Annotated in this window: 16 protein-coding genes and 2 pseudogenes; 8 read left to right on the top strand and 10 right to left on the bottom strand. The window is 67.9% G+C overall.

Annotated elements, in window-relative coordinates:
• Window positions 1-24: 24 nt before the first annotated feature.
• On the bottom strand, window positions 25-1,791 hold the full coding sequence (locus A5695_RS00365; RefSeq protein WP_068076951.1) for a GNAT family N-acetyltransferase: 1,767 nt from the start codon (window positions 1,789-1,791) through the stop codon (window positions 25-27).
• A 90-nt stretch (window positions 1,792-1,881) separates the two neighbouring features.
• On the opposite strand from A5695_RS00365, the gene A5695_RS00360 reads away from it, so the two are divergent.
• Together A5695_RS00360 and A5695_RS00355 are read left to right on the top strand one after the other, a co-directional pair.
• Window positions 1,882-2,661, top strand: a complete 780-nt coding sequence (locus tag A5695_RS00360; RefSeq protein ID WP_068076949.1) for an alpha/beta fold hydrolase — start codon at window positions 1,882-1,884, stop codon at window positions 2,659-2,661.
• Between the two features lie 75 nt (window positions 2,662-2,736).
• Window positions 2,737-3,501: a S9 family peptidase gene (locus tag A5695_RS00355; RefSeq protein WP_068076947.1), complete on the top strand. Its 765-nt coding sequence runs from the start codon at window positions 2,737-2,739 to the stop codon at window positions 3,499-3,501.
• A gap of 33 nt (window positions 3,502-3,534) precedes the next feature.
• Here A5695_RS00355 and A5695_RS00350 read toward each other — a convergent pair.
• A pseudogene (locus tag A5695_RS00350) lies at window positions 3,535-3,705 on the bottom strand (nitroreductase family deazaflavin-dependent oxidoreductase); the annotation flags it as partial.
• Window positions 3,706-3,887: 182 nt separating this feature from the next.
• Here A5695_RS00350 and A5695_RS00345 point away from each other — a divergent pair.
• Entirely contained in the window at window positions 3,888-4,577 is a 690-nt protein-coding gene (locus A5695_RS00345; protein ID WP_068076945.1) for a glycoside hydrolase, read from the top strand.
• Window positions 4,578-4,596: 19 nt separating this feature from the next.
• Here A5695_RS00345 and A5695_RS00340 read toward each other — a convergent pair whose 3' ends face one another.
• Window positions 4,597-5,112, bottom strand: coding sequence for a hypothetical protein (locus A5695_RS00340; protein ID WP_068076996.1), 516 nt, complete (start codon window positions 5,110-5,112; stop codon window positions 4,597-4,599).
• 142 nt (window positions 5,113-5,254) lie between these two features.
• Between A5695_RS00340 and A5695_RS00335 the strand changes: the two genes are divergently transcribed.
• The gene (locus A5695_RS00335) at window positions 5,255-5,578 is read left to right on the top strand and encodes a DUF732 domain-containing protein (protein ID WP_068076943.1); all 324 of its coding nucleotides are present in this window, start codon (window positions 5,255-5,257) and stop codon (window positions 5,576-5,578) included.
• Window positions 5,579-5,622: 44 nt separating this feature from the next.
• On the opposite strand, the gene A5695_RS00330 is transcribed toward A5695_RS00335, so the two are convergent.
• Window positions 5,623-6,111 (bottom strand): NUDIX hydrolase, encoded by a 489-nt coding sequence (locus A5695_RS00330; protein ID WP_231974668.1) that lies wholly within the window; start codon window positions 6,109-6,111, stop codon window positions 5,623-5,625.
• A gap of 61 nt (window positions 6,112-6,172) precedes the next feature.
• The gene (locus tag A5695_RS00325) at window positions 6,173-7,468 is read right to left on the bottom strand and encodes a tetratricopeptide repeat protein (RefSeq protein WP_068076941.1); all 1,296 of its coding nucleotides are present in this window, start codon (window positions 7,466-7,468) and stop codon (window positions 6,173-6,175) included.
• Window positions 7,469-7,629: 161 nt separating this feature from the next.
• On the opposite strand from A5695_RS00325, the gene A5695_RS00320 reads away from it, so the two are divergent.
• Window positions 7,630-9,345, top strand: coding sequence for an NAD-binding protein (locus A5695_RS00320; protein WP_068076939.1), 1,716 nt, complete (start codon window positions 7,630-7,632; stop codon window positions 9,343-9,345).
• A gap of 219 nt (window positions 9,346-9,564) precedes the next feature.
• Here the strand turns inward: A5695_RS00320 and A5695_RS00315 are convergent, their stop codons facing one another.
• A complete protein-coding gene (locus A5695_RS00315; RefSeq protein WP_068076937.1) occupies window positions 9,565-10,443 on the bottom strand; it encodes an LLM class flavin-dependent oxidoreductase in 879 nt (292 codons plus the stop codon).
• 69 nt (window positions 10,444-10,512) lie between these two features.
• Between A5695_RS00315 and A5695_RS00310 the strand changes: the two genes are divergently transcribed.
• Window positions 10,513-10,926, top strand: a complete 414-nt coding sequence (locus tag A5695_RS00310) for a VOC family protein (RefSeq protein WP_068076992.1) — start codon at window positions 10,513-10,515, stop codon at window positions 10,924-10,926.
• Window positions 10,927-10,936: 10 nt separating this feature from the next.
• Entirely contained in the window at window positions 10,937-11,332 is a 396-nt protein-coding gene (locus A5695_RS00305; RefSeq protein WP_068076990.1) for a VOC family protein, read from the top strand.
• A 3-nt stretch (window positions 11,333-11,335) separates the two neighbouring features.
• Here A5695_RS00305 and A5695_RS00300 read toward each other — a convergent pair whose 3' ends face one another.
• Genes A5695_RS00300 through cysD form a run of 3 tightly spaced genes read right to left on the bottom strand, consistent with a single transcriptional unit; the run spans window position 11,336 to window position 14,648 of the window.
• A complete protein-coding gene (locus tag A5695_RS00300; RefSeq protein WP_067275957.1) occupies window positions 11,336-11,821 on the bottom strand; it encodes an RrF2 family transcriptional regulator in 486 nt (161 codons plus the stop codon).
• A 47-nt stretch (window positions 11,822-11,868) separates the two neighbouring features.
• Window positions 11,869-13,719, bottom strand: a complete 1,851-nt coding sequence (cysC, locus tag A5695_RS00295) for an adenylyl-sulfate kinase (protein ID WP_068076935.1) — start codon at window positions 13,717-13,719, stop codon at window positions 11,869-11,871.
• On the bottom strand, window positions 13,719-14,648 hold the full coding sequence (gene cysD / locus A5695_RS00290) for a sulfate adenylyltransferase subunit CysD (RefSeq protein WP_068076933.1): 930 nt from the start codon (window positions 14,646-14,648) through the stop codon (window positions 13,719-13,721). Before cysD ends, cysC begins: the two co-directional genes overlap by 1 nt.
• Before the next feature lie 61 nt (window positions 14,649-14,709).
• On the opposite strand from cysD, the pseudogene A5695_RS28165 reads away from it, so the two are divergent.
• A pseudogene (locus A5695_RS28165) lies at window positions 14,710-14,898 on the top strand (PaaI family thioesterase); the annotation flags it as partial.
• A 3-nt stretch (window positions 14,899-14,901) separates the two neighbouring features.
• On the opposite strand, the gene A5695_RS00280 reads toward A5695_RS28165, so the two are convergent.
• Window positions 14,902-15,393, bottom strand: a complete 492-nt coding sequence (locus A5695_RS00280) for a carbonic anhydrase (protein ID WP_068076921.1) — start codon at window positions 15,391-15,393, stop codon at window positions 14,902-14,904.
• Between the last annotated feature and the right edge of the window lie 104 nt (window positions 15,394-15,497).

Genomic DNA, 15,497 nt, shown 5'->3' with positions numbered 1-15,497 from the left:
TCGGTCGCCCCCCGCCCGCCGGACTCAGATGGTGCGTTTCAGCCCGACGTGGGCGGCCTCGTACCCGAGCCGGCGATAGAACGCCCGAGCCCTTTCGCGAGCCTCGTCTGTGGTCACCTGCGACAGCTGCGCCCCGTGTGCTCGGCCGTAGTTGTGTGCCCACTCGACGAGTGCAGTACCAAGACCCTGTGCGCGTTCGGCTTTGGCGACCCGTAATCCCTCGATCTGCAGCCGGGTGGCGCCGCCGCGGGAAAGGCCGGGAATGATCGTCAATTGCACAGTCGCGACGACCATATCGGCACTGTTGAGGACAACTCCGAGATAGTTGGATCGGTCGCGGACGACGATGTCGTAGGCCGCCTCGTAGCGTTCGAGTTCGGCGTCTTCGCGATCCCGACCGAATTCGTCGTCGGAGAGCAGCTGGGCGATCACCCCCACCTGTTCGCGCGTCGCGCGCTGCACACGATACGTGCGGCCCGCCACCCGCAGCATTCCTCGAACCGAGGACTGCGCCAGTGCCTGTAGGCGCGCCACCAACAGGTCCAGCCACGCCCCCACATTGGTTCGTGCCTCCGCGGTATCCGGGTAGCGGCATCGCAGATGTAGCCCGGACTCGTCCTGGATGAACCAAAGCATCACGCCGTCGGTGTCAACGCTCGCGCTCACATACTGGGCGTCCAGTCCGACCGAGTCGATGCGCACCGGAAGTCTGCTTTGGTCCAGCCAGGAAATCGCGAACATGCCGGGCGCGATCGGCATTCCACCCCACGGAGCCAGTACGTCGGCCAGTGGCCAGGAACCAAGCTGCACGGCTTCTTTGACGGCGGCGGCCGCGGCGTGCGGCTCGGCAACCGCCGACTCCAGCACCGAATTGGTGATGAACCAGCCCACCGAGTCGTGCCATTTGTCTTCAAATCGGCTGTGCACCGGGAAGACCGCGCGCAGCGGCGCCCCGGCCAACTCGCGGGTCACCGCAGTCATGGCGAACACAGCGAGTGCCAGCGTCGAGACACCGTCGTCGCGTGCCTGCGCGACGAACGCTGCGCCGTCATCGACATCGAACACGTCACGCAGTTCAACGCGTTCCGGATGCGGCCCGGACTCGCCCAACGGCAGCGGAAACCGTGGCATCACCCCACCGCTGTCGCTGAGGACTTGCGCCCATCGCGCGCGCACGTGTTCCGGTGCCGTGGGACGGTCCAACAGTGCTTGCGTGTGCACGACAAATGCCGGCGGCGGGGGCAGCGACGACGTACGTCCGATCCGCGCGTCGGCGAGCATCGACAACAGGTCCCGGGCAATCACCAGCATCGACCACATGTCCACGTGGGCGTGGTCGGCAGCGATCACCACCGTCAATCCGGCGGCAGTTTCCAGCACACACAATCGATGTGAGGGCCGCTGATAGGGCGAGCACGTCGCATTGAGAACTACTCGCAGTGCGTCGTTGACCGCCTGCCCCGGTCCGATCTCATGCTCTACCCACTCGCCTGGGTGAATATCGATCTCATTCAGCTGCGGCTCGCCGTCCGCCCCGAGTGTGAATGCCGTTCGTAGGGTGCCGTGGCGGGCGATCACAGCCAGCCACGCATCGGCCAACGATTGGCGGCTGACCCCCGCCGGCAACCGAATCGACAGCGCCATCCAGGAACCGGGTCGTTCGCCCGCACCAACGTGTATGCGCTGGTCAAACGACACCGGGAGCCGCCGGCCGAGGTCAGACACCGACACGTCGTAGCCCCAGAGTCGCCCGAAGGGGAGCCGCAAGTGCGCCACGTTCGTCAGCCGCATGGCGGTACCCTAACGCCCCAGATAGCCTGAATGCTCGGTCAACGCGGTCGGCTCCGGGGCGAGTCGTCCGGTCGTGAAAAGAGTTGCGTGATGTCCACTTTCGTGGTTCCCGGAGCAGAGCTTGCGGTTGAACTGAGCGACGAAGGTGGTCATCCGGTAGTTCAACTGCACGGACTTACCTCCAGCCGCGCGCGTGACCGGGTGCTCAATCTCGACCTCGGCAGGGGCCTCAGCGGGACCCGACTGCTGCGGTACGACGCACGCGGCCATGGCAAGTCGACTGGGCGCAAGGTCCCGGAGGATTACCGATGGGAAAGCCTTGCCGAGGATCTTCTGCAGCTGCTCGACAAATGGTTTCCCGGCGAACGGGTGCACGGAGTCGGCCCCTCCATGGGTGCCGGCACGCTGCTGCACGCGGCTGCCCGCGAGCCGGACCGCTTCGCCGGCCTCACGCTCATGGTGCCGGCCACCGCGTGGGAAACCCGGCCCGCGCAGGCGGCGATCTACCGGGTTGCGGCCGAATTCATCGAAACCGAGGGAGTCGGGGCATTCATCGCGTCAGCGCGTGGGGCGACTCCGCCGCCAGCCACCGTCGGCGCGCCCGAAACAGTTCCAGACGTGGCCGACGCGCTGCTGCCGTCACTGTTTCGAGGCGCGGCTCTCAGCGACTTGCCCCCTCGCGAAGCGATCGCACGAATCGATGTGCCGACGACGATTCTGGCCTGGGTCGACGACCCGGCGCATCCGATGTCGACAGCGGAATCGCTTGCCGCACTGATGCCGCGGTCAACGCTCACCGTGGCGCACATCCCGGCCGATGTCGAGACCTGGCCCCAGATCCTGAGCCAAGACGTCGCCCGCAGAGGCTGACTTGTCCGCGGACGCCACGTCGGCGCAGGTGCGTCGGCCTTACGGCCATCGGCCCGGGCGGGTTAGATCGTCAGCATGGGCGAACGTGTGACGTTCCAAGGTTCCACGGGCGCGACTCTGGCAGGCGTCATCGAGACGCCCGACGGCGCGGTCCGCGGCTGGGGCGTGTTCGCGCACGGCTTCACGCTCGGCAAGGACTCGCCCGCCGCGGCACGGATCTGCAAGCAACTCGCCGCCGACGGCATCGGCATGCTGCGTTTCGACGCGCTGGGCCTCGGCGGATCCGAGGGCGACTGGGGCGACGGGTCGTTCACCGTCAAGGTGCACGACATCGCCAGGGCGTGCGAGTTCATGACGAGCCGCGGAACCCCGGCCGACATCCTGATCGGGCACTCGTGGGGCGGCGCGGCGGTGCTCGCCGCGGCTCGGCAGTCGCCGGGGGTGCGATCGGTGGTGACGGTCGCCGCACCCGTCGACCCGAGCCACGTCGAAAAGCATTACGACGCAGTCGTCGACCGCTGCCTGACCGAGGGCAGCGCCGAATGGATGGTCGGCGGGCGCACGCTGACGCTCAAGCGGGCGTTTGTCGAGGATGTTCGCCGGGCCCAGCTGCGCGACAAGATCAAGGGCTTGCGCCTGCCGCTGCTCATCCTGCACTCGCCCACCGACAATACGGTCGGCATCGAGAACGCGAGCGAGATTTTCCGCTTGGCTCGCCACCCCCGCAGCTTCGTCTCGCTCGAGGGCTCGGATCACTTTCTCACCGCTCGCGGTCAGGCCCACCGCGCGGGGCGCATCATCGGCGCCTGGGCCGACGCGTACTTAGGCGATGAGAATTAGACCCAGATCGCCTGCCGGACAGCAAAACCGAGCTTAACCCCGCGGCAGGACGAACGCCTCGATGTGACGCATGCCGGCCCGCACTTCGTACTTGCGCCAGCCGGGATACAACTCGAGGCCCTTCGCCCAGATCTCGTCGCGCTCGTCCGGCGCGGCGAGCCGCGCCGTCGTATGCCAGGGCGCCACGCCCACCGTCGTGGCGGCGAAGCGGCGCATCACCCGGTGGAAGGCGTTGGCGTCGGCGAAGGCCTGGCCGGACATGGGTGTCCTGGGCATGGGTGTCATTGTGACCCGCCGGAGCATGGCTTGGGCGGGCGATTCGCCTGGAGCTCGACAACCCGTCGAAAACGCCCACGGGCGTCGCCGACGACATTAAGCTGCTGGTCGTGGGCGTGAAGGTGTTAGCCAAAGGCCGGAGTCGCTGGCTGGCCATCGTCGGCTCGCTCATCCTGTCGGCCGGCATGGTGTACGCGCAGGGCGCGAAGCCGCGATGCTGCGCGCCGATCCCGCCTGCGGCGCCAGCCGCCAGCGCCGCCGTCCCCAGCGCGGCCGCCCCGCCGGGCGGCACCGCACGCACCGCGACGCCCGCGGAAGTGGAGATGCTGACCGCGAATGCGCCGCCCGCCGCCGGCCAGCAATTCCAGGTTGCGCTGCCCCACGGCATCGGGTCGGAAGACCGACTCCAGGTCAAGACGATCTGGGCAGAACGCGCCATCAGCGTGCTGTTTCCGCAGATCACGACCATATACGGATACCGGGAGGATGCCCTGCCCTGGCACCCAAACGGGTTGGCGATCGACGTGATGATCCCAAACCACGCCAGCCCCGACGGCATCGAGCTGGGCAACCAGATCGCCGGCTACGCCCTGGCGAACGCCAAACGCTGGGGAATCAACCACGTGATCTGGCGGCAGAAGATCTATCCGGGCGTCGGCGCGGGCAGCTGGACCGCTGACCTCGGGTCGGAGACCCTGAACCACTACGACCACGTTCATATCGCCACCAATGGCGGCGGGTACCCGACCGGGGACGAGGTCTACTACATCGCGTCGATGACGCCCGCGCCGCAGCAGTGATCCTGGGCGACAACGACATTCATGCAGAGCCGGCGGCAAACGCCGCCACGGGCATTTCGACGCTGCCGCCGCAGGGGCCGCCGCTGATGTCGGTATGCCAGGTGCCGCGCAACGATCCGTCCGGCTGGGGTGTGTAGAACGCCCACGACCGGGCGAGCGCCCAGACCTTGGGGATGCTGTCACCCATGTAGCAATCCCACTGGAAGTCGAAGCGCTCGACCCATCGAGCGCCGTCCCAGGTGTAATGCGATGGCTGGGGCAGCGTCGGGTTCTTGGGGGTGGGGCCGTTGGTCGCGGTGGCCACGCACCTGCCCGATGAGCAGGCGGTGACGAAGACGTAGTCGGCGCTGAAGGTGGGTTCGGATTGGGCGGCCGCCGCGCTGCTGCCCGACTTGTTGACGGCGTACCTGACAAGCGAATACTTCCCATTCCAGGACGGCACCGCGGCGTGCACTGGGGTCGCGGGCAGCGCTTGGACGGCCACCGCGACGGCAGCGAGCGTCACAGCGCCGCCAAACCGCCATCCGGGAGACATCCGGTCCATCGTGCGGGCTCGAAGACCCCGCCGGCGATAGCCCACCAAGAATTCGTTGAGAACCCGTTAAGCCCTCGTGCTGATTCTGTGATCAACGCACCCAGCGTCCACGAGAAACCCACATCAGCACTAGGAGATCCCGATGTTCACTCGCCGTTTCACCGCCTCCGTCGTCGGCACCGCCGCCCTGGGCCTGGCCGCGCTGGGCCTCGCCGGCACCGCCGGCGCGAGCTCGGTCGACGACGCGTTCCTCGCCCAGCTTGCGGCCGATGGCATCACCCCGCCGAGCGCCTCGGTCGCAATCAAGGACGCCCACGCCGTCTGCCACGCGCTCGACCAGGGTCGCTCGAGCAAGGAAGTCATCAACGCGGTGGGCCAGGCGACCGGCCTGAGCGCCAAGGGCTCCAAGACGTTCGCCGTCGACGCCGCTTCGGCTTACTGCCCGCAGTACGTCACCTCGGCCTGACACCTGACACCACGATGCGGGGACCCGCCGGGTCCCCGCATCGTTCATGGTTGCCGCAGCAGGAACAGGCCGTAGGCGGCGATGGACTGCGCGTCGGCAATCACCCCGGATCGGATCATCTGCTCGACGTCGGCGCGGTCGAACCAGGCGCTGCGCAGGTCCTGTTCCTCGTGCTCGAGATCCGGCTCCCCCTCGTCGACGATCCCGGTGGCCAGGAACACCCATCCGCGCTGACTGCTCATGCCCGGAGCGACATCGAGCCGGCCCAGCACCTCGAACGACGTCGCGCTCAAGCCCGTCTCCTCACGCAGCTCACGCTCGGCCAACGCGGCCGGCTCGGTGTGCGCCAAGCCGGGGGCTGTGCCTTGCGGGAACTCCCACCGCCGCTCCCCGAGCGGGTACCGGAACTGCTCGACGAGCCGGAAGCGCTGCCCGTCGAACGGCATCACCAGCGCATAGTCGGGTTTGTCCACCACGCCGTAAATGCCCGGGCTGCCGTCCGGGCGGCGGATGTCGTCTTCGCGGAGCACCATCCACTGGCTCCGATAGATCTCGCGGGACGCGACGCATTCGATGAAGGGCACCAACCCAGTATCACTGGGCGGCCGTGAAGCGGTCGTACGTGCGGCGCAGCGCACCGCGCTCGACGGAGTGCAGCACCCGGGTGAGGGCTTCGAACACGTCGACGTAGCCGACCGTGGGATCCGCCGCGTCACCGCGGGTGTATTGCCACGGCAGGGACCGTCCGCGGCGCAGCACCTCCCCGAAGTACCACACGGCGCCGTCGACGAACGGCGCATTGCGCTCTTCGTCGAGGAGTTGCTCGGGGGTCGAGCCCTTCTGAACGACGAGCTCTTCCAACGCGTCAAGGGACTCCGGGGAGAAGTCCCACACGGCGTCACCGCCGTAATGGCCCGCCCACACCGGAAATTGGGCGCCGCGCTCGGCAAGCCAGCACCGCAGGTATTCCTCATCCGAAAACCTCTGCGTGGCTTGATGTTTCGCGCACAGACGGCGCTTGGTGGCCGCTGCGACGCGGTCGCGGGTCTCGGCCACCCACCGGTATTCCTCAGCACGGTCGCGCCATTTGGCCAGTTCCTCCCGGGCGGCGGCGGTGATGGGATTGTCGTCGCCGAAGACCCGAGCCTCGTCGTCGACCAGGGCTTGCCAGGTGGCGACCTTGTCGCGGTAATCGTCCGGTTCGGGCTCCCACAACGCGATGGTGTGCCGAGCGATCAGCGTGTGGCGGTGGTCGTCACCCAGCTTTTCGCGCATCACCTCGACCAGCGCCTCGAGCTCGGCCACCGCGCCGGGGCCATCCACCGATTCGCCGTGCCATTGCGCCAGCGCCATGCGCATACCCAGGGTGTCCTCGTGGTGCTCGCCGAGCACCTGCCGGCGGCCAGCGAGGACCTGCTCGCCATCGGCGATGGCGCCCGCGTAGTCGCCGAGCTCCTTGCGCTTCTGCGCCACCCGGTCCCTGGACGTCAGCGCGGTGGGGTGCTCGGGCCCCAGCACCCGTTCTTCGTCAGCCAGCAGCTGCGACCACTCGGCCAACGCGGCTAGGGTTTCGCGTTGAGGCCGGTCCGCGAACATGTGGCGCGCGGTCAACGTGGTGATGTGATCGCGGCCGAGCAGCTCCTCGAGTTCGGGCACCAGCTGCTCGAGGGCGGCATAGGCGCCGGCCTGATCGCCCATCTGGAGCTGCAGATGCACCAGCGCGAGCTTCATGTCCAAGACGTTGGGGTGACGCTCCCCCAAGATCGGCCGGCAGACGGCGACGAGTTCGTTCATCAGCGGCAACGCGCCGGCGAAATCGGCGGCGGCGATGCGCTCCGAGATGAGCCGGGTCAAGGCGGCGAGCGGCCCGGGCAGTTCCGGCGGCGTCATACCGCTATCGAATCTCTCCCACGGCCTCGTGGCAATTCACCTCGCCTCCGGCGCGTCCGGTGTGGCGCTGGCATGAAACGGCGCGGTGCCCGATAGTCATAGAAACGAACGTCAACGTCACAGAGGTGGGGTATGCCGTACGCCCGGAAGGGTGCGTAACCATGCGTGGCCACATCATCGTCAGCGGTGACGACGCACTGGCGACCACGATCGTCGAGGAGCTCAACAACGCCGGCGTGCACATCGTCAAGCTCAAAACCGCCGGCGAGCTCGACCACGCGGAGGTCGCCCGCGCCCGCGCGGTGATCTGCGTCGGGGATGACGACGCGACGAACCTCGAAATCGCGCTGCTGGCAAGGAAAACCAACCCGCGGGTGCGGGTGGTGGCGCGGCTGGGCAATGACGTGTTGCGGACGGCGATGGCGGCCGACAGGCGCCCCGGCGCGATCCTGGACGTCGCCGACCTGGCGGCGCCCTCGGTTGTCGAGGCCTGCCTGGCGCACACCGTGCACCCATTCGAGGCGGCGGGCATCGAGTTCGTCGTCTCCGGCGCCGAGGCCCCGTACAGCGCGACGTTGCGCGAAATCTACGGTGATCTGGCTCCGGTGGCGGTGATCCACGGCGAGGACTGCGCCACCCCGGGCGAAGTGGTGTCCTGCCCGGGCCGTGATCTGGCGGTGCACGCCGGCGACTGGACCGCGATGATCGGCACCGCGGACGAGCTGGCCGCCCGCGGCATCAAGGTCCCGCGGCCGACCGTGACGCGCTACCGCCTGCCCCGGCTGCGGCGGACGATCGACGGCGTGCGCGCGCTGCGTGACGACGTCAACCCGATGTTCGGGCGCGCCCTGGTAGCCGCGGCGTGCCTACTGCTCGGATCGACGGTGGTGCTGCGCTTTTGCTACCAGCCGAATCCGAAGATGACGTGGCTCGACGCGCTGTACTTCAGCACCGAGACGATCGCGACGGTGGGGTACGGCGACTTCAGCTTTGCCCAGCAGCCGACGTGGCTGCGGCTCTACAGCATCATGCTGATGTTCGCGGGTGTGACCACCACGGCGCTTCTGGTCGCTTTCATCGCCGACCTGCTGATCTCGCGGCGATTCGCCCACTCGGTCGGACGCCGCCGGGCCCGCCATCTGCGCAACCACGTCATCGTCGTCGGGCTCGGCTCGTTCGGCAGCCGGGTGGTCGCCGACCTGAGGTCGGCCGGATACGACGTGGCTGTGATCGAGCGCGACGAGAACAACCGCTTCCTGTCGACGGCTGCCGATCTCGACGTGCCGGTGATCTTCGGCGACGCCACGCTGCGCAAGACGCTGGAGGCCGCCCGCGTCGAGCGCGCCCGCGCGGTGGCGGTGTTGACGCAGGACGACATGGTGAACATCGAGACCGGGATCGTGCTGCGCGAGATGCTGGGGCCGCGGGTGATGCCCGACGTCGTACGGCCCGACGTTCCCCTGGTGCTGCGCGTGTACGACCGGAAGCTGGGGGCCGCGGTGGCGCAGCGGTTCGGATTCGAAAACGTCCGGTCCACCGTCGAACTGGCCGCCCCGTGGTTCATCGGAGCCGCGATGGGCCTGCAGGTGCTGGGCACCTTTTCGGTCGGGCAGCGGTCCTTCATGGTCGGCGGAATGCACGTCGCGGCCGGCAGCGAGCTCGATGGGCTGAAGATGTTCGAACTGTCCACCCACACCCGCGTCATCGCGATCACCCGGCAGGACGCACCGGTGGAGCTGCATCCGCGACGGGACGCCTGGCTCCGCGGCGGCGACACCGTGTACCTGGTGGGTCCCTACCGCGAGTTGATGGCGACGCTGCGCAAGGGGCAGCCACCGCAGCAGCCCGCCGCCGGGGAGGAGCGGGCGAGCGCCTAGTGGCGATCGCAAGCGCGGCGCAGCCGGGCGCGGCGGATCGCCACCATTCGGCTCAGTGGCGATCGCAAGCGCGGCGTGGCCGGGCGCGGCGGATCGCCACCATTCGGCTCAGTGGCGATCGCAAGCGCGGCGCAGCCGGGCGCGGCGGGTCGCCACCATTCGGCTCAGTGGCGATCGCAAGCGCGGCGCAGCCGGGCGCGGCGGGTCGCCACCGTCGGGCTAGAACCGGCCGGCCACCTCCGCCGCGCGACTCAGCTGGTCGATGTCGGAGCTCGTCGGGATGAGCTGTACCTCGTCGGTGCCGATGGCCTCGAACTTGCGCAACACGTCCAGCAGCTCGTCCTCGGTGCCCGCCCAGCCGGTCGTCGGCGCCATGGCGTCGACGTATTCCGCCGGTATCCAGTTCATGTACCGCCGCAGATGACGATGCACCTGGGCCCGGGACTCTTCGGGTGACCCGAACGCGAACCAGAACGACGTCACCAGGTGCGGTTTGCCCTTGCCCGCCTGCGTCCACGCGTCGCGGGCGACGTCGAACAGCTCGTTCTGCTTGGCGACGTCCAGATCCAGCGTGGTCCCCGCCAGTCCGGCGGCCCAGGAAGCGGCGCTGCGGATGGTCTTGGGGCCGATGCTGCCGACGAACAACGGCGGACCGCCGGGCTGCACCGGCGCAGGCCCGACCGGCAGGACCGACTCGGTGAGCTTTTCGCCGGCCCACACCCGCTTCATCACGGCCACGCGCTGGGCCATACCGCGCATAGTCTGGGTCGCCGGGTCGGCGCCGACCGCGTGGTAGTCCTCGTGCCGCCCGCCCACGCCGATGCCCACGCTCAGCCGGCCGCCGCACAGCATGTCCCCGGTGGCGAGCGCCTTGGCCAGCATGACCGGGTCGCGCAGCTGCGGCACGATCACCGTCGTCAGCAGACGCACTCGGCGGGTCCAGGCGGCCAGCGCGCCGAGCAGGGTGAGGTTGTCCGGGTTCTCGAATGCGATGCGCTCGCCCCAGCACAACGACGAGAACGGGCCGTCGTCGATCGCGCGGGCCCAGTCCTGAAGAATTCCCGCAGTCAAGTCCGGCTCCATCACCGGCAGCGTCATCGCAATTCGCACGCGGCGATTCTGGCATGACGATCAACCCTCGGTGGCGCTAGTGGCAGCATGGAGCAGATGGGTTTCACCAGCAGTTCCATCGCGCACGTTCGCCTCACCGTCACCGATATCGAGCGATCCCGGCAGTTCTACGAGAGCGTGTTCGGTTGGCCGGTGCTGCTGGAGGTGCCCGACAACGCCGACGAAGCCACCCGCAAACAGCTGAGCTTTCTGTTCGGTGGCGTGATCTACGACCTCGGCGGCACGCTGCTCGGGCTGCGGCCGGTTGCGACCGACCGCTTCCACGAGGATCGCGCCGGGCTCGACCACATCGCGTTCCGAGTCGCCACCAAGGACGAATTGGACTCCGCGGCAGCGTATCTCGACGAACTGAGCATTGCGCACGAGCCGGTGAAAGACATCGGCCCGTCTTACATCCTGCAGTTCCGCGACCCCGATAACATCGCCCTGGAGCTCACCGCGCCGAAATAGGATGGAGTCCATGTCCATCAGTTTCAACCACACCATCGTCGCCTCCCGCGACAAGCGGGAATCCGCGGAGTTTCTCGCCGAATTGTTTGGCCTGCCCAGCCCAAAACCATTCGGCCACTTCATGGTTGTCCAACTCGAGCACGGCGCCAACCTGGACTATGCGGACGCTCCCGACGGCGCGGAGATCCCGCGGCAGCATTACGCCTTCCTGGTGTCCGAAGAGGACTTCGACACCATCTACGCAAAGATCCAGTCACGAGGCCTGCAGCACTGGGCGGACCCCGGCGCCAACCGGCCCGGCGAGATCAACCACAACGACGGCGGGCGCGGGGTGTACTTTTTGGACCCCTCGGGCCATGCCATGGAGATCCTCACCCGCCCGTACGGGTCGGGCGGCCAGCGGTAGCGCTCATTCGCCGGCGCGGGGCGTGCCGTGCCGCACACTTTCCTGTGTCCGGTAGTCGTCGGCGAACTGCGCGACGTGCTTCGGCAACGCGTTGGCGGCGACGTCGGCCAGCGTCGTCTCCTCCAGCACCGAGCGCATGCTGGCGCGCAGCGCCCGCCACACGTCAGTGAGCGCCGCGGTGGGCCCCGAGTAGGGCAGGTCCCCCAGGCCGATGTCGCGCACGCTCGCGAGCGGCCCATCGATGCAGCGCAGCACGTCGGCGATGCTGATCTCGTTGCCCGGCCGGGCCAGTTCGTAGCCGCCTTCGCGGCCCCGATGGCTTCGCACCAGCCGGTCGGTACGCAGATTGGTCAGGATGTCGACGAGGAACTGTGGCGGGATGCCCTGCGCCTGGGCCAAGTCGTCGGTCTTCACCAACGTCCCGTCGGGGACCGTGGCGAGCTGGACCATGGCCCGTACCGCGTACTCCGCCTTCGCCGACATGCGCACTCTGAGGATTGTGCCACCCGGCGGCGGCAATCAGTGGCAGCCGTGCGCTATGCGCGCGATTCGAGCAGTTCGACGATGCTCTGCGCCTGCTCCTCGACGCTGAGCTCCGGGGTAAGCCGCAGGTCGGGATTCGCCGGCGGTTGATACGGGCTGTCGATACCGGTGAAGTGTGCGATCTCGCCCGCCCGGGCCCTGGCGTACAGCCCCTTGGGATCACGCTGCTCGCATTCGTCGATCGGGGTGTCGCAGAACACCTCGATGAAGTCGAACCCCGCTGCGGCGTGCACATTACGAGCCATCTCGCGTTGCTCGGCCAGCGGGCTGATCGCCGGTACCAGCACGATGTTGCCGCAGTCGGCGAGCAGCGCCGCCACGTGCGCCAGCCGGCGCAGGTTCTCGGCGCGATCGGCCATGCTGAATCCCAGGTCGGCGTTCAAGCCATGGCGCAGATTGTCGCCATCGAGAACGTAAGCGAGGACGCCCTTTTCGAGGAGCTTCTGCTCGACGAGCATGGCCACCGACGATTTGCCGGAACCGGAGAGCCCGGTGAACCAGACCGTCTTGCCCCGCGGCCGGGCTTCGGCCACGGCCGATGACTCGTGCCGCACGGTGTTCGGGCTTGCCGTCTGCGTCGACACGTCGCGCAGCACCATGCCCGCCGCCACGGTGCCGTTGGTGTGCGGGTCGATGAGGATGAACGATCCGGTGCTGGCATTGCGGGTGTACTCGTCGAGCAGCAGCGGCACCTGGGTGCGCAATGAGATCCGGCCAAGTTCGTTGAGCTGCAACGCCGTTGCGGCCTTGTCGCGGTGCAGTGTGTTCACGTCGAGCCGGTAGTCCAGCCCGGTCACCCTCGTGCGGGTGGTGCGGGTGGTGTGTTTGATGACGTAGTCCCGGCCGGGCTCCAGCGTCGCGTCGTCGGCCATCCAGCACACGGTCGCGTCGAATTCCTGGGTGACCCGGGGATGGTTGTTGGTGCGGGCAATCAGATCACCGCGCGAGATGTCGATCTCGTCGGCCAGGCTGATGGATACCGCCATCGGTGGAAACGCTTCCTGCACTGGACCATTCGGCCCGTCGATGGCGGTGATCCGGGTGGTCTTGCCGATCGGCAGAACGACGACTTCGTCGCCCGGGCGCATGACCCCGCTGGCCACGGTGCCCGCGTAGCTGCGGTGATCCTGATGCTCGCGGGTGTGCGGCCGGATGACGTACTGGACGGGGAACCGCACGTCGACCAGGTTGCGGTCGCCGGCGATGTAGACCTCCTCCAGGTGCGACAGCAGCGCCGGGCCCTCGTACCAGGGCGTCTGGTCGGACTTGGTCACCACGTTGTCACCGTGCAACGCGGACATCGGGATGGTGGCCACGTCGTGCACATCCAGGCGCGCGGCGAAGGCGTGGAATTCGTCGCGGATGGCCTCGAATTTTTCTCTGTCCCAGCCGATGAGGTCCATCTTGTTGACGGCCAGAACGATGTGCTGGATGCCCAGCAGCGAGGCCAGGAAGGCGTGCCGGCGGGACTGCTCGAGCAGACCGTGCCGGGCGTCGACGAGCACGATTACCAGCTGGGCGGTTGACGCGCCGGTGACCATGTTGCGGGTGTACTGGATGTGGCCCGGGGTGTCGGCGATGATGAATTTCCGCTTGGGCGTGGCGAAATAGCGGTAGGCGACGTCGATCGTGATGCCCTGCTCGCGCTCGGCGCGCAAGCCGTCGGTGACCAGCGCCAGGTCGGTGTAGTCGTGGCCGCGCTCCTTGGACGTCTGCTCCACCGCCGCCCACTGGTCCTCCATGACGGCCTTCGAGTCGTAGAGCAGGCGGCCGATCAGCGTGGACTTGCCGTCGTCGACGGAACCCGCGGTGGCGAGGCGAAGCAGCGTGGTCGGTGTGGCCATCAGAAATACCCCTGCCGTTTGCGGTCTTCCATCCCGGCCTCCGAGATCCGGTCGTCGGCCCGGGTCGCGCCGCGTTCGGTCAGCCGGGACACCGCGGTCTCGGCGATGACCTCCTCCACCGTCGAGGCCTCCGACTCCACGCATCCGGTGCAGGTGACGTCGCCGACGGTGCGAAACCGCACGGTTGCTTCGAACACCGGCTCGTCGTCGCGCGGTTGCATGTGCCGGTCGACCGCCAACAGCATGCCGTCACGGCGAAACACCTTGCGCTGGTGGGCGTAATAGATCGAGGGCAGCGCGATGTTCTCCGCGCCGATGTAGGACCAGATGTCGAACTCGGTCCAATTGGACAGCGGGAAGGCGCGGATGTGCTCGCCCTTGTGGTGCCGCCCGTTGTAGAGGTTCCACAGTTCGGGGCGCTGCGCCTTCGGGTCCCACTGGCCGAACTCGTCGCGGAAGCTGAACACCCGCTCCTTGGCGCGCGCCTTCTCCTCGTCGCGGCGGGCTCCGCCGAACGCCGCGTCGAACTTGTTCTCCCGGATGGCGCGCAGCAGCGTCACGGTCTGGATGGAGTTGCGCCCCTGCTTCGGCTCGACGACGCGGCCGGCGTCGATGTCCTCCTGGACCGAGGCGATCACCAGGCGCACCCCGTGCTCCGCGACCAGCTCGTCGCGCGTCGCGATCACCTCGTCGAAGTTGTGCCCGGTGTCGACGTGCATCACCGGGAACGGCAACCGCCCGGGCCGGAACGCCCGCAGCGCCAGGTGCAGCATGACGATGGAGTCCTTGCCGCCGGAGAACAACAGCACGGGCCGCTCGAACTCGGCGGCCACCTCCCGGATGATGTGGATCGCCTCGGCCTCCAGCGAGCGCAGGTGGCTCAACTCGTACTGGCCGGCGGCGGGGCCCGCCTTCAGATCGGTGGTCATGGCTTCCTCGGTTAAACCTGGCAGAGTCGGTCAAGTTTGGCAGCTTTGCCGTTCATAGCATCAGCTCAGGGTGACGGTTGTCAAGTGGGCGCCGCTCACGGCGCCGGCGCGGGCGACCGACGTCATCGGCGTGGGCCGGGATTGCGGCGCGGCCGGTCACTGGTCAACTGCGGGGCCGAGATCGTCCGAGATCGTCGACGCGCAGGGCAGGCTCCTGGCGAAGGCGCTCGCCACCTACAAGGTCGGCTGAGCGTTAGGGCTTGACTTCCTCGAGTTTTCCCGTGGCGACGTCGAAGACGAATCCGCGCGCGGACTCGTGCTTGGTGACGAACGGGCTGTTCTCGATGCGGCGCAACGACTGCCGGACGTCCTCGGCGACGTCGGGGAAGGCTTCGGCCGCCCACGCCGGCTTGACGCCGGTCTCGTCCTGAATGGCGCGCTTGAAGTCGTCGTCGGTGAAGGTGAGCATCCCGCAGTCGGTGTGGTGGATCAGGATGATCTCCCGCGTGCCCAGTAATCGCTGACTGATGGCCAGCGAGCGGATGACATCGTCGGTGGCAACTCCGCCGGCGTTGCGGATGACGTGCGCCTCGCCCTCCTTGAGGCCGAGGGCGCGGTAGACGTCGAGGCGGGCGTCCATGCAGGCGACGACCGCGACGTGTTTGGCCGGCGGCAGCGGCAGCGGGCCGTGAAATGTGCTGGCGTATTGCGCGTTGTTGGCCAGGTAATCCTCGGTAACCGTCACGTCAGCCTCCTCGGGAGTGTCGCAGCACCGCGGTGGAGGTTAACACCGGGCCACCGAATATTGACCCATGAAAATCAGCCGGATCATAAGATTCGGTCGGCGCA

The sequence above is a fragment of the Mycobacterium sp. E1747 genome (genome assembly GCF_001667775.1).
Taxonomy (GTDB): domain Bacteria; phylum Actinomycetota; class Actinomycetes; order Mycobacteriales; family Mycobacteriaceae; genus Mycobacterium.
Note: the sequence above shows the minus strand (reverse complement) of the source record. Positions and strands in the feature narration are given on the sequence as shown.